At 41.2% G+C, this 13,645-nt stretch carries 16 protein-coding genes; 3 read left to right on the forward strand and 13 right to left on the reverse strand.

The features are described from left to right. Positions 1–6 precede the first annotated feature (6 nt). The 4 genes from ftsX to queG all read right to left on the reverse strand — a co-directional run bounded on the left by ftsX (position 7) and on the right by queG (position 4,019). Positions 7–942, reverse strand: a complete 936-nt coding sequence (gene ftsX / locus OZX68_04805) for a permease-like cell division protein FtsX (protein ID WEV61377.1) — start codon at positions 940–942, stop codon at positions 7–9. Further along, positions 935–1,627 carry a cell division ATP-binding protein FtsE gene (gene ftsE, locus OZX68_04810; GenBank protein ID WEV60250.1) on the reverse strand — a complete coding sequence of 231 codons (693 nt, stop codon included), beginning with the start codon at positions 1,625–1,627 and terminating at the stop codon, positions 935–937. Before ftsE ends, ftsX begins: the two co-directional genes overlap by 8 nt. Before the next feature lie 139 nt (positions 1,628–1,766). Beyond that, positions 1,767–2,864, reverse strand: a complete 1,098-nt coding sequence (gene prfB / locus OZX68_04815; GenBank protein WEV60251.1) for a peptide chain release factor 2 — start codon at positions 2,862–2,864, stop codon at positions 1,767–1,769. 30 nt (positions 2,865–2,894) lie between these two features. Then, on the reverse strand, positions 2,895–4,019 hold the full coding sequence (queG, locus tag OZX68_04820) for a tRNA epoxyqueuosine(34) reductase QueG (protein ID WEV60252.1): 1,125 nt from the start codon (positions 4,017–4,019) through the stop codon (positions 2,895–2,897). Between the two features lie 142 nt (positions 4,020–4,161). On the opposite strand from queG, the gene OZX68_04825 reads away from it, so the two are divergent. Further along, the gene (locus OZX68_04825; GenBank protein WEV60253.1) at positions 4,162–4,692 is read left to right on the forward strand and encodes a DUF402 domain-containing protein; all 531 of its coding nucleotides are present in this window, start codon (positions 4,162–4,164) and stop codon (positions 4,690–4,692) included. 106 nt (positions 4,693–4,798) lie between these two features. Here OZX68_04825 and OZX68_04830 read toward each other — a convergent pair whose 3' ends face one another. After that, on the reverse strand, positions 4,799–6,244 hold the full coding sequence (locus tag OZX68_04830) for an NCS2 family permease (protein WEV60254.1): 1,446 nt from the start codon (positions 6,242–6,244) through the stop codon (positions 4,799–4,801). Between the two features lie 193 nt (positions 6,245–6,437). Between OZX68_04830 and OZX68_04835 the strand changes: the two genes are divergently transcribed. Beyond that, positions 6,438–7,247 (forward strand): Cof-type HAD-IIB family hydrolase, encoded by an 810-nt coding sequence (locus OZX68_04835; GenBank protein ID WEV60255.1) that lies wholly within the window; start codon positions 6,438–6,440, stop codon positions 7,245–7,247. 54 nt (positions 7,248–7,301) lie between these two features. Here OZX68_04835 and cmk read toward each other — a convergent pair whose 3' ends face one another. Then, positions 7,302–7,970, reverse strand: a complete 669-nt coding sequence (cmk, locus tag OZX68_04840) for a (d)CMP kinase (protein WEV60256.1) — start codon at positions 7,968–7,970, stop codon at positions 7,302–7,304. A 15-nt stretch (positions 7,971–7,985) separates the two neighbouring features. Further along, positions 7,986–8,549: a LysM peptidoglycan-binding domain-containing protein gene (locus OZX68_04845; protein ID WEV60257.1), complete on the reverse strand. Its 564-nt coding sequence runs from the start codon at positions 8,547–8,549 to the stop codon at positions 7,986–7,988. A 59-nt stretch (positions 8,550–8,608) separates the two neighbouring features. Between OZX68_04845 and OZX68_04850 the strand changes: the two genes are divergently transcribed. Next, entirely contained in the window at positions 8,609–8,815 is a 207-nt protein-coding gene (locus OZX68_04850) for a ferredoxin (GenBank protein ID WEV60258.1), read from the forward strand. Here OZX68_04850 and OZX68_04855 read toward each other — a convergent pair. From OZX68_04855 to OZX68_04880, 6 genes are all read right to left on the reverse strand, one after another. Further along, entirely contained in the window at positions 8,805–9,311 is a 507-nt protein-coding gene (locus tag OZX68_04855; protein WEV60259.1) for an EbsA protein, read from the reverse strand. The two genes, OZX68_04850 and OZX68_04855, sit on opposite strands and share 11 nt — an antisense overlap. A gap of 78 nt (positions 9,312–9,389) precedes the next feature. Beyond that, positions 9,390–10,616, reverse strand: a complete 1,227-nt coding sequence (gene pepT / locus OZX68_04860; GenBank protein WEV60260.1) for a peptidase T — start codon at positions 10,614–10,616, stop codon at positions 9,390–9,392. A gap of 136 nt (positions 10,617–10,752) precedes the next feature. Next, positions 10,753–11,535 (reverse strand): Nif3-like dinuclear metal center hexameric protein, encoded by a 783-nt coding sequence (locus OZX68_04865; protein WEV60261.1) that lies wholly within the window; start codon positions 11,533–11,535, stop codon positions 10,753–10,755. Further along, the gene (locus tag OZX68_04870) at positions 11,532–12,218 is read right to left on the reverse strand and encodes a tRNA (adenine(22)-N(1))-methyltransferase TrmK (protein WEV60262.1); all 687 of its coding nucleotides are present in this window, start codon (positions 12,216–12,218) and stop codon (positions 11,532–11,534) included. Before OZX68_04870 ends, OZX68_04865 begins: the two co-directional genes overlap by 4 nt. Continuing rightward, positions 12,205–12,864: an endonuclease III gene (nth, locus tag OZX68_04875; protein WEV60263.1), complete on the reverse strand. Its 660-nt coding sequence runs from the start codon at positions 12,862–12,864 to the stop codon at positions 12,205–12,207. Before nth ends, OZX68_04870 begins: the two co-directional genes overlap by 14 nt. A 20-nt stretch (positions 12,865–12,884) precedes the next feature. Continuing rightward, a complete protein-coding gene (locus OZX68_04880) occupies positions 12,885–13,622 on the reverse strand; it encodes a DnaD domain protein (GenBank protein WEV60264.1) in 738 nt (245 codons plus the stop codon). Positions 13,623–13,645 lie beyond the last annotated feature (23 nt).

Genomic DNA, 13,645 nt, shown 5'->3' on the forward strand with positions numbered 1-13,645 from the left:
TTTTTCTTATATTTTAAGGAATTTCCTCATTGAGATGACAGACCCAAGTGAGCCGATAACGGCACCTGTTGCTACCATGAGAATTATAATCTGTGGGATAAAGGCGTCAGCCTTTAGCATGCTTAGTCCCTGAGAGATAAGAGATGGTGTGAAGCTCTTATAGACTATCCTATAAAGGTAGTGGATAAGCACACTTGGTAGAATTGCCCCAAGCATTCCCACCCAAGCTCCTTCTAGGAAGAAGGGCCAGCGGATGTAGGATTTTTTAGCTCCAACCAAACTCATGATTTGGATTTCCCGGCTCCTTGACATGATTGTAATCCTGATTGTGTTTGAAATCAAGAAGACAGCTACAAATAGGAGGAGGGCTGCTCCACCAAAGCCCCAAGTCCTGATTGTACTTGCAAGCTTAAAGATACGGTCTGTATTTATTCCACCGTACTCGGTCTTTTCAACCCCGTCAATCTCCTTGATTGTTGTAGCTAGTTCCTTAACGTTTTCTGGCTTGTCAGCTTCGACAATGTAAACATCATAAAGGGGATTTGCATCACCTTGGAATAATTTCCATGTGTCTCCTAGAGTATCAGTCAACTTGGCCAGTTGATCTTCCTTACTTGAAAATGTTATCCCATCAACATGTCCAAGGGCAGAAATCTGATTGTAGATTTGATGGTAGTTGGTATTTTCAATCATCTTGGTCTTGTCTTGCGGGTCAGCATATTCCTTGTCATTGTCATGACGGTCAAGTTTAACATAGGTCATGACACGGACATTGTTTTCAATATCAGTCGCAAGTTTTGCCGTATTCATAATGACCGATAAAAAGATACCAAGTAGGGTTAGGGTAATGGTTACAGAACTTACCGCTGCAATCGTCATCCATCCATTACGGCGAAGATTTTTGATGGAATCAAGAAGGTGCCTAAAGAAATTTCTAATCATCATAGCCATATTCTCCTTCCTGTTGGTCCCTTACAATTCGTCCATTTTCAATGGCAATAACCCTGTGTCTAAGGGTATTTACAATCTGACTATTGTGGGTGGCCATAAGGATTGTTGTCCCTTGAAGATTAATCTTTTCTAAAAGATTCATAATTCCCCAAGAATTTTCAGGGTCAAGGTTTCCTGTCGGCTCATCAGCGATTAAAACCTTGGGTGAGTTGGCAATAGATCTTGCAATGGCAACCCGCTGCTGCTCCCCTCCTGATAATTCATTAGGAAATGATCTAACCTTGTGCTTTAGTCCGACTAGGTCTAAAACTTCCATGACACGTTTTTTAATCTCCCGGGGCGGGCGACCGACTACCTGCATGGCATAGGCTACATTTTCATATACATTCTTCTTAGGTAAAAGTTTGTAGTCCTGAAAAACGACCCCAACTGACCTACGAAGCATGGGAACATCATGTCCCTTAATTTTTCCTAGGCTAAAGCCTGCAACACGGGCTTCACCTGCATCAATCCCAATCTCCCGGTAAAGAAGTCTGATAAAGGTTGATTTTCCAGCTCCAGAAGGTCCAACGATATAGGCAAATTCCCCTGCTTCAACGCTTAGGGAAACATTTCTAAGAGCTGTCGTTCCATTGCTGTATTTCTTGGTAACATTTTTTAATTCAATTATACTCATAAATGTGCTCTGTATGGACAGATACTCCTTTCATTCATTTCGATTATAACATTTTGATATCTAGTAATTATTATCCTCTTTTACAAATAATTACAATTTGATGATATTAACTTACTTTTTCATGATAAATTATAGACATTTACATGCTCCATTTGAGGTAGCTGTCGATAAAACCATCCAAATCTCCATCCATAACTGCCTGAATGGCACCTGTTTCATAGTTGGTCCTGTGGTCTTTGACCATATTATAGGGGTGGAAGACGTAAGAACGAATCTGACTACCCCAGGCAATTTCCTTCTGGTCTCCCTTAAGCTCATCAACCTCCGCCTGCTTCTTCTGCATTTCAAGGGCGTAAAGTTTAGATTTAAGCATGCCCATGGCTTCTTCCCTATTCTTAAGCTGGCTTCTTTGGGTTTGACTGGCTACGACAACTCCTGTAGGAAGGTGGGTAATCCGGACAGCTGACTCGGTCTTATTAATGTGCTGACCACCAGCACCACTGGCTCTATAGGTATCAATCCTTAAGTCATCTGAGTTAATCTCAAGCTCCACTGTTCCGTCAAGTTCAGGTAGAACCTCGACTGAGCAAAATGATGTATGACGACGCTTGGCTGAATCAAAGGGCGAAATACGCACCAAACGGTGAACCCCCATCTCACTTCTTAAGAAACCGTAAGCATTGTGGCCTGAAAACTTAAAGGTAACACTCTTAATTCCAGCCTCATCCCCTGCCTGGTAGTCGAGAATCTCCACCTTAAAATCATGGGCATTCCCCCAGCGTTCATACATTCGCATGAGCATGTTGCCCCAGTCTTGGGACTCAGTTCCTCCAGCTCCTGGATGAATCTCAAGGATGGCATTCATGTGGTCATAGGGTTGATTTAAGAGCATCTCAAGCTCATAGGTCTGCATGCGGGCATTAAGAGCAGTAAGTCCCTCCTCAAGTTCTTCCTTCATCATGGCATCATCTTCTTCTGCAAGCATCTCAAGCATGACACAAAGTTCATCAAAGAGATTTTGAATACTCATAAAGTCATCATACTTGGCCTTGAGGGCATTACTTTCATTGATGACCTTTTGGGCTGCTACATTATCATCCCAAAAACCAGGGGCTGCCATATCATTTTCAAACATAGCAATCTCTTCTTCCAGTCTTTCTAGGTCAAGATTGGCACGAAAACTATCAATCTTGGTCTGGTTGTCATCCACTTGTTTTTTTATTTCAAATAGTTCCATTTTTTACCTTTTACTCCTTAGCTTATCTACCTAACTATACCATATTTCAAGGAGTTTTTCACGTTCGCTCGCACTGGCCTCATTGGTCAACTTCCTTTTAGAAACAAGGTTTACCATCTCCTGATTGGGCTCCTTAACAAGCTTACCCAGGCTCCAGAAGGCTGAGGCTACAAAAATTTCATTTTGACTTTTTTCAATAATTTCTAAAAGCTTAGGAATGCTTGATTTATCTCTTGCATTAGCTAGGGCGTAGATGGCATTTCTTTGAAGAACATTCCTACCTCGCCAGCTACCGGCAAGTGTGCCGAATTTTTCCTTAAATTCCTTGTTGGTCAAATCCAAAAAGGGTAAAAGTTCTGGTTGAACGAGTTCTGGATTTCCTTCCATCTGAGGATGGAAGTGAGAATCTATCCCCTTATTGTAGGGACAAACCATCTGGCAGATATCACAGCCATAGATAACTGTCTTCATCTTCTCCCTGTATTCTTCAAGCAAAATCCCCTTATTTTGAGTCTGAAAGGACAGGCACCTTTGGGCATTCATCCGGCCATCACCCAAAAGAGCCTTGGTTGGACAAAAGTCCAGGCAGCGGGTGCAGTCCCCGCAACCATAATCCACCGGACTATCTGGAGCTAACTCAAGATCTGTTATAATTTCGCCCAAATAAACATAGCTGCCATATTCACGGGTGACTAAAAGCCCATTTTTTCCAATAAAACCAAGGCCTGCCCGAGCAGCCACAGCGACATCTATTAAGGGACCTGTATCCACGAAGGCCTTGTAGTCAAGGCCACTTATCAAGTCCTTTATGCCCGTAATAAGTAGGTCAAGCTTGCCCTGCATGATTGTGTGGTAGTCAATGCCCCAACTGGCTCTGGCAAAAGAACCCCTACGGTAGTTGGTCTTTTCAGGTTTTTCAAGGAGCTTGTTGGGATAGGCCAAGGCAACTGAGATAATGGTTCTCGCTCCCTTTAGGGTCAAATCTGGATTTAGTCTTTCATCTAAATTTTTGTGTTCAAAACCAGATGTATGCCCCTTGGCCTTTTGCTCCTCAAGACTTGCCCTCATCGTTTCAAAGTTATCAGCCCTTGCAAAGCCAATTTTTTGAATGTTTAAATCATTAGCCAATCTGATTATTTCCTTTTTTAAGTCCATTTTACTAGCACCTGCCTTTATTTCTTAGGTCTATTATACCCTATTTGCTCCCCAAGTTTTTTCATAATTGGTACAGACAATTTTATAACGGTATGGTATAATGTAAAGCGAGATCTTTGAATTTTAGAAAGTTGGTATTACTATGAAAGCTCTACGAGAGGGCGACTTTATTACGATTCAAAGCTATAAACATGACGGAAGCTTGCATCGTACTTGGCGTGATACGATGGTGCTAAAAACAAATGAAAATTCTATAATCGGAGTTAACGATCATACCCTTGTTACTGAGGCTGATGAAAGACGATGGGTTACCCGTGAGCCTGCTATCGTCTACTTTCACAAGAAATATTGGTTTAATATCATCGCCATGATTCGTGACAATGGTGTTTCCTACTACTGCAATCTAGCCAGTCCCTATACTCTGGATGATGAAGCCCTAAAGTATATTGACTACGACTTAGATATAAAGGTATTTCCTGATGGCGAAAAGCGTCTCCTTGATGTTGAGGAGTATGAACGCCATAAAAAACAAATGGGGTATTCCCCTCAAATTGACTATGTTCTTAAGGAAAATGTCAAGATTTTAGTTGATTGGATAAAAAATGAGCGTGGTCCCTTCTCTGAAGAATACATTAAAATTTGGTACGATCGCTACAACCAATTAAGGCAGTAATCCTGCCTTTTTCTTTTGGAATCATGCCCCAGGTATTCTTTAATTTCCAAGTCCCCTAAAAAAGCAAAGCAAAAAAACTATCACCTAGTGATAGTTTTTTTGTTTCCTACATGATGGCAAGAATTCCGAAGTTAGCAATGAATAGTGCTACAACAATCCAAACAATTGGATGGATTTCAGAGAATTTACCACGGATAATTTTAATAAGGGTGAACATGATGAATCCTGCTGCAATCCCGTATGAGATGCTGTAGGCTAGACCCATGAAAACACTTGTGAAGAAGGCAGGAATGGCCTCATCAAGGTCTGTCCAGTCAATGTCAGTAAAGCTTGAGAGCATCATCATCCCAACAATGATTAAAACAGGTGCTGTTGCTTGGGTAGGTACAATGGCAAGGATTGGTGAGAAAAGGCTTGATACCATGAATAAGATGGCAACAACTACAGCTGTAAGACCTGTACGTCCACCAGCACCAATACCAGCTGCTGATTCCACGTAGGTAGTTGTATTTGAAGTACCAAATACTGCACCAATTGATGTTGCTACAGCATCAGAGATAAGGGCACGGTCCATCTTAGATGAAACACCACTTCCTTCTTCAAGGGCTTTTTCATCCTCTTCAGAGAAGATACCAGTTTTGCGTCCTGTACCAATAAAGGTTCCAAGGGTATCAAAGGTATCAGATAGACTGAAAGCAAGAATTGTCATCAAGACCTGAGGAATTTTTGAGCTGTCAGAGAAAAGTGAACCCATTCCCTCATGCCCAAAGGCTGCACCAAAGGTTGTACCAAGTTCCTTAAAGGCTACACCAATGTTGTTTTCCTTAAGCAGGGTTGATAGATCAACTTTAACAACTCCTGTTACAATAGCAAGAACTGTCGTTACAAGGATTGAAAGAAGAACTCCTCCCTTGATATTTTTTAGGACAAAGAACATGGTGATAACAATACCAGCTAGAGCTAGAAGAACCGCTGGATTATTGAATTTAACAAGTTCAGGCACAATTCCGCTGTTTGAGATAATACTTGCCTTACCCTCGTCAGCTCCTTTACCAAGAACTGTATAGGTACCTGGGTCACTTAAAAATTGCAGAAGGCCTGCATTTTTAATCCCAACATAGGCAATGAAGATTCCGATACCACCACCAATGGCATGTTGGAGGCTGATTGGGATAGCTTTCATGATGGCCTTACGGATACGGGTTACTGTGATTATAATATTTACCAGTCCACAGATGAAAACCATGGCTAGGGCTTGTTGCCAGCTGTAGCCTAGGGCTGAAACAACGGTAAAGGTAAAGAAGGCATTAAGTCCCATTCCTGGTGCTTGAGCGTAAGGTAGGTTGGCATAAAGACCCATGATTAAGGTCCCAATGACACTTGCAATAATTGTTGCTAAGAATACTGCCTGGGTCGGCATGCCTGTTTGCCCTAGAACGCTAGGGTTAACAAAGAGGATATAACTCATGGCAAAGAAGGTTGTCATCCCAGCCATAACTTCAGTACCAACAGTGGTACCATTTTCTTTTAGCTTGAAAAATTTTTCTAACATAGGTCTCCTTAAAAATAAACATTTATAAACTATAATATTCATTTTACGTTATTTTTTATAAATTTCAAGATATTTCTTAAAATTAACCTATATTTTTTTGAGTATTGTTCGCCTTTTACCAGTTGATATTTATAAATACCAGCTAATATGGTATAATTACCGATAAAAATTAATAATATAATAGGAGTTAGGCATGAATAAAAAATTAATCGCCATCGACTTAGATGGTACCACCTTAAAATCTGATAATACCATTAGCGACTATACCAAGGATGTTTTTAAAAGAGTCCAAGATGCAGGACATGACATCGTTATTGCTACGGGACGCCCCTACAGGATGGCAATCGATATCTATAGGGAGCTTGAACTTACAACTCCCATGATTAACTTCAATGGATCAATGACCATCAAACCTAATGATAAAAACTGGAAGTACAAGAAGGAAAGCCAGATTGAAAAAGGTATCGTCCACAGCATCCTTGAAAATCAAAAGAGCTTCCAGCTGGATTTTTTAGCGACTGAATACCGTAAAAAATTCTTTGTCAACAGCTTTGAAGCAGTAACACCTGAACTTTTTGGGATTGAAAAATTCTATCCCTACCACAAGCTAGAAATAAGCAAGCTTACCAACAATCCCAATGCCCTTCTTTTACAAACAACAGCTGAGGACAAGGAGGAGGTAGCCCGTGAAATCAATGATTTTTATGACAACCAAATCAGCGTGGCTGCCTGGGGTGGACCCAATTCCATCCTTGAGATTGTTCCCAAGGGAATTAGCAAGGCAAGTGGTCTTAAGCACCTTCTTGAGGTCTATAATACAGATAAAAAAGACCTTATGGCCTTTGGTGATGAGCAAAATGATGTTGAAATGTTCAAGCTGGCAGGAGATAGCTATGCCATGAAGAATGCCAATCCCCTCCTCTTAGAATACGCTAGAAATCAGACGGAGTGGACCAATAATGAGGACGGTGTAGCTCGAACTCTTGAAAAAATTCTTTTATAAAATATTGATAAAAATAAAAAACCAGGGATAAACATCCTTGGTTTTTATTTGCTTTTAAGCTGTAAGCTTGCGAGCCTTAACTTCGATAAAGTTTACCACATCGTCAATTGACATACCCGTTGTATCCAGGTAGATGGCATCTTCTGCTTGAACAAGTGGTGAAGTTTTTCTGGTACTATCCTTGTAGTCACGCTCAGATATCTCAATTTTCAAGCTTTCAAGGTCTGATGGAATCCCCATCTCAAGGTTTTGCTTGTGACGACGCTCTGCCCTTTCATCAACACTTGCCACCAAAAAGATTTTAAGCTCAGAATCAGGTAGAACAACGGTCCCAATGTCACGACCATCCATGACAATCCCTCCGTGGCTGGCAATAAACCTTTGGGCTTCAACCAGGTACTTGCGAATTTCTGGCATGGCCGCAATTTTTGAGACAGATGCTGTAACATCTTTTTGCCTGATGGCATCAGTCACATCGACCTCACCCAAATAAACCAGCTGCTGGTCAGAGCCATCACTTCCAAAACTTATGGGATTTTCTTCTAGCAGGCGGATGATTTGATCGACATCTTCTGTCTGATTATTTAAGGCTAGATAGGTGGCAGCCCTGTACATGGCTCCTGTATCTAGGTAAATCAGACCAAGCTTGCGGCCAATAATCTTTGCGACAGTGCTTTTACCACTTGAGGCAGGGCCATCAATGGCAATTCGTATATCTCTCATTGTTACTTGTTACTCCTATTTAAGCTTGATTACTTGACCTGGGTAGGCAAACCAACTATCCACTGTCATCCCGTTTGCAGCAGCAATTTGACTTGCTGGTACACCTGTACGGGCTGCAATCTGGTTAATCCCTTCACCAGCTACAACCTCTGTTGTATTGCCACTTGCGACTTCACTTGAGCTTGAGGTCACCTCAGTATCAGTCGATTCTGCTGGTTGGGCTGAGCTTGGTGTGGCTTGACTTTCAGCTGTGCTTGAAGCTTGAGGCTCTTCTGCAGGAGCTTGACTTGACTCAACTGTCGTTGATGGTGCCTGTTGTGAGCTTGCGACCAATTCACTTGAGTCACTGGTATAGAAGGAATTTGAAATTTTTGAGTTATCAGTTACCTGATTACTCCATAAAAGAGTTGCAATGATTATCCCAATAATCATAAAGAGACCAATTACCAAGAAGGTAAGGAATCTAGTACTTGCTGTTTTCTTTGAGCCAGTTTTTGCTCCCTTTCCTCCTCTTTGTCCCCTTTCTTCCTTGTCATTTTGATACACTTTTTTGTTCCATGGTTCTTTGTTGTCAGCCATTATGCCCATCCTCTCTTTGATTTGACTTTTTACATCATTACTATTACTATTCTTATATTATGAAAATTAAAATACTACCCGATAAGTGCATAGCTTGTGGCCTCTGCCACAGCCTAGCTCCTACCATTTTTGACTACCATGATAATGGCATTGTTAAATTTTATGAAAGCGAGGCAGACCTTATTGACCTGCAAAAAGGGTCTGAAGAAAGCGAGGCTAAAGCAGCCATCAAAGAATGCCCAACTCATGCAATCATTAGGCCTTAGGGCCTTTTTTTTTGGCAATTCTTGCCTCTTCATCCTTATAAGCCGTAAAATAATCCCGAGCATCCCCAATTAAGTAAGCTTCACCCTTAAAAAATGGATTAGAAACCAAGGCATCTAAAAAATATTTTTTGGTCCACTTTCTCATGTAGAAAACTCGCCCGCTGGGCCAACGACCACAATATATTTTTATCCGGTGCTTAGAGACTGCAATCTTTGAAATGCTCGTAATCCTAATCCTCTTAGGCAGACCAGGAATGCTTGAAAAAATCAAGAGCTCATCCTTACCATCCACAATCTCAAAATACCTATGAAGGCCTGCTACAATCAAAATCAAAAAGGCCAGGAAAAATAAGAGGGAAGGCTCAGCACTTGTCGTATCCTCATAGAGGAGGGCCATACTCAAAAAGACTGGGATAAAGGCCAGGCTCCAGTAGATAATTAAAAGGCTTAGTTCAGGTTGCCAGTGGTACCTTAATTTTCCAAAAATTTTTATCATTAATAAATAAAATCTCCTAAACTTATAATTAAGTTTATAATAACACAAAGTTTATCCTCAGGTTATTATAAACTTTAATTATTCAGCATTTAATTTTGCAATCTCAACGATGGTCGCAACTGCTTGCTCCATGGTTTCAAGACTAACAAATTCAAAACGCCCATGCATGTTTTCCCCACCAGCAAAGATATTTGGTGTTGGAATTCCCATGAAGGAGATTTTACTGCCATCAGTTCCGCCGCGGACTGCTTCAATCAAAGGCTTAATTCCAAGATTTTCCATGGCCCTTTGAGCCAGCTCAATAATTGACATATCTTGTTCAATGATTTCAGCCATATTGTAGTACTGGTCACTTAGCTCAACAGAAACACGAGGTGTCTCATAGACTTCATTCATCTTCTCAGCCAGATCAAGCATCTCTTGCTTCATATTTTCAAAAGTTTTACGGTCGTGATCACGGATGATGTAGACGCTAGTTGCTTCCTCGGGTGCACCAGACATATCTGCTAGGTGGAAGAAACCTTCACGCCCTTCTGTAAGTTCAGGACGAGCTCCTTTTGGTAGGGCATTGTGAAAGTCAATGGCCAGCTGAAGGGCATTAACCATTTGATTTTTGGCAGTTCCTGGGTGGACATTTTTACCTTGGAAGTGAACCTTTGCTCCTGCAGCATTGAAGGTTTCATATTGGAGTTCTCCAAGAGGTCCCCCGTCAATGGTATATGCAAAATCAACATCAAAATCAGCCACATCAAATTTATTAGCCCCAATCCCAATCTCTTCATCTGGACCAAAACCAACGCGAATCTCCCCGTGTTTTACCTCAGGATGCTTAACCAAATAGTCAATTGCTGTCATAATCTCAGCAATCCCACTCTTATCGTCAGCCCCTAAAAGAGTAGTTCCATCAGTTGTAATCAGCGTTTGACCCTCATAATTATTTAGGTTTGGAAACTCCTTTGGATCAAGTTTAAAGCCGCTATCACCAAGGTCAATCACGCTCAAGTCATAGTCTTCAATAATCTGAGGCTTAACATCTTCTGCATTGAAGTCAGCTGTATCCATGTGGGCGATAAAGCCAATCTTTCGGCTTTTCTTGTCCGTGTTTGCTGGGAGGGTCCCTACAACGTAACCATTACTTTCCAAATAATGAACATCCTTTAGACCAACCTCCTTCATTTCTTCTAAAAGGACCTGGGCAAATTCGACCTGGCTTTTAGTGCTTGGGGTTGTTTGACTAGTCTCATCTGAGCGAGTATGAACTTTTACATAAGAGATAAAACGGTCTAATAACTTTTCATATTTCATATTTGATGGCTCCCTTTTCTATATTTATACTTTAGGCACAAGGCCTAAAAATCTCAAAAACACTTATAATTCACTTACCTATTTTAGCAAAAAAATTCTATAAATACCTGAAACTTTTGTCAGATTTTGTATTTTTTTAAAGGTCAATAAAAGGATTGGTCAAGACCTTACTTTCAAAAATCTCAACCCCTCTTGTAAGCTCACTTAGCTTCTTGGCTACTAAGGGAATAAAGGCTTTTTCAATGTAGTGACCTGGATCTAGGGCCAAAAGCCCCTGACTCAGCATGTCTTGGCCTGTATGATAGTAGACGTCGCCTGTAATGTAAAGGTCTGCTCCCTTTTTAAGGGCATCCTTATAAAAGCTACCCCCACTACCTCCACAGATAGCAACCCTTCTTATCCTTGTTGATGGGTCTCTTTTATAAGAAACCAGGCGGATAGTCTCAAGGTCAAAGGCTTTTTTAGCTCTTTCGATGAAGGAGCTAAGACTTTCTGCCTCAATATCACCAATCCGACCAATACCATGATTTTCTGAGGTTTCAGCCAAATAAGTAGTATTTTTAATGCCTAAAAGCTCACAAAAATAGTCATTTAAACCACCATCCACAATGTCAATATTAGTATGGCTTACATAGACAGAAATTCCAGCCCTGACAAGATCTAAAATCATTTTTTCTTGAAGATTTTTAGCATTAAGGCTTGTCAGGGGTCTAAAAATTATGGCATGTTTAGCTAAAATACAGTCAACCTTAAGATCAATGGCCTCCTGGACGGTCTCTTCTCTAATATCTAAAGTTACAAGAACCCTTTTAAGATCACCATCAAGACTTCCCACTTGAAGGCCACAGGCATCATCTTTCATGGAAAGCTCCTGAGGGCAGAAGCTCTCATAGGCCTTAAAAAAATCGCTAGCTATCATCTTACAAGCTCCTCAAGTTGCTTAATCTGACCTTCAATTATTTTAAGCTTGTCCTGGTCCTTGCTATTTTCCTTAAGGTTTTTTAAGATTTTTTGATTTTTGTCAAGTTCCTTCAACCATTTTTTCTTGAAAATAGGCGATTTTTCCTGGAGCAAGTAGGGACCAAATTTGATTTCCTGAGGACTTAGACTAGATTTTCCGTGACCTGCTACAAGAACCTCATAGATTTTATCATTTTCTTCAAGGATTACCTCCTGTTCAATGGTAAAATCATTGGCTACAAGCCAGGCCCTAAGATTATTCTCGCTATTGTTGGGCTGGAGGACAAGTTTTGTAACTCCTGAAAGCTTTTCTTTGCCGCCTTCAAGAATTTGAGCAATCAAGCTCCCCCCCATACCAGCAATACTTATGGCAGTGACTTCGTCCTGAGAATCAAAGGCCGCAAGTCCATTAGCCAGTCTGACCTCGATTTGATCACTCAAGCCTTCTTTTTTAACATTGTTAAGGGCACTCTCGTAAGGACCTTCTACTACCTCTCCTGCAAGGGCTCTCTTGATTTTACCCCTTTTAATCAGGTTAATGGGCAGGTAGGCATGGTCACTTCCCACATCCAAAAGGTGGGCATCTTGGGGAACAAAGTCTCCCACTACTTGTAATCTATAAGATAATCTATCCTTGTTCATTTAATTCTTTCTTTCCGTAAGCACAATAAGGGTAAACAGGGCAATTCAAGCACTTGGGCTTTCTTGCTGTACAGTGGTATCTTCCAAAGAAGATTAGCCTGTGGTGGTCAACGACCCACTCATCTTCAGGTAAAAATTCCATTAGTTTTTTTTCAACTTCAAGAACACTAGCCGACTGCTTGATAATGGGCAGTCTCTTTGAAATCCGCTCCACGTGGGTATCAACAGCAATGCCAGGAACACCAAAAGCATCACCTAAAACGACATTTGCAGTCTTTCTTCCAACGCCAGGCAGGCTTTCAAGCTTCTTTTTATCAAGAGGAATTTCCCCGCCAAAGTCGGCTATTAATTTTTTAGAGGCAGCGACAATATTCTTGGCCTTGGTCCTGTAAAGACCAATTGTTTTAATCAAGGCTTCAACATCAGAAACATCAGCTGCTGCAAGGGATTTGGCGTCAGGGTATTTAGCAAAGAGAGCTGGTGTCGCCTTGTTAACTCCCTTATCTGTTGCCTGGGCTGATAGGATGGTTGCAATTAAAAGTTGAAAGGGAGTATCTGCTACGAGTTCCCCGTGAGCCTCGGGATACATTTGAGCGATGATGTCCATCACTTCACGAAATTTTCTCTTGCCGATTGGTCTTGCCATGAATTCTCTCCTTTCAAGATTTAATCATCTTTTTTCCACTGATTAATGGGAATGGGCATGCCTGGAGCCAGCTTTTGATTATTTTGCTTGCTTGCTTCAAGTGCTCTTGCCTCCTGCTTTCGCCCGATGTCCCCTTCTGTTTTAATGCCCTCACTTCGCCAGTTTCGAAGAATGGCCCTGATATAATTCAGGCTGGTCTTCCTATTTAAGACGGCCTCCCTGAGGGCCAGCTTGATAATTCCAGCGTCATAGCCATCTTCAACCAACCACCTTCTTATTTCTTCTGCCTGAAAGGGGGTAATTGAGCCAATCTCACTTTCAAAATTTTGCAGGAGGTCCTTAAGGCTTGTGTCATCAGACTTGCCTTGACTAGCTTTTTTTCCTGAATTTTCAGCTGAAAGCTCTATTTTTTCTGAAAGATTTTCAGGCTCGACCTCTTCCTTTTGACTGGCCGCCAAAATTTGGTCGAGTTTTTGGAAGGCAAAGCTTGCATCAAACATGCTGTCAATGACACCTCCAGTTTCAAAGATAGCAACCTTCAAACAACCTCCTTCTTGGAGATTTTTAATGGCACAGTTTACCTCTGAGGTTTTTTTACCAAGGGCCTTTGCGATAACGCTTGGGGCAATCTCAGCGTTTTCATAGAAAAACAGCCAGACAGCAAAGTCTAATTCATTTGCAAACAGCTGGTGAAAATTACTTAAGAGCTCATAGGGGAGGACGATATGTCCAGCCCGGTACTTATTGAAATATGACATCCTGCCTCCTTACCATATCAAAA

The sequence above is a fragment of the Streptococcaceae bacterium ESL0729 genome, from assembly GCA_029391995.1.
Taxonomy (GTDB): domain Bacteria; phylum Bacillota; class Bacilli; order Lactobacillales; family Streptococcaceae; genus Floricoccus.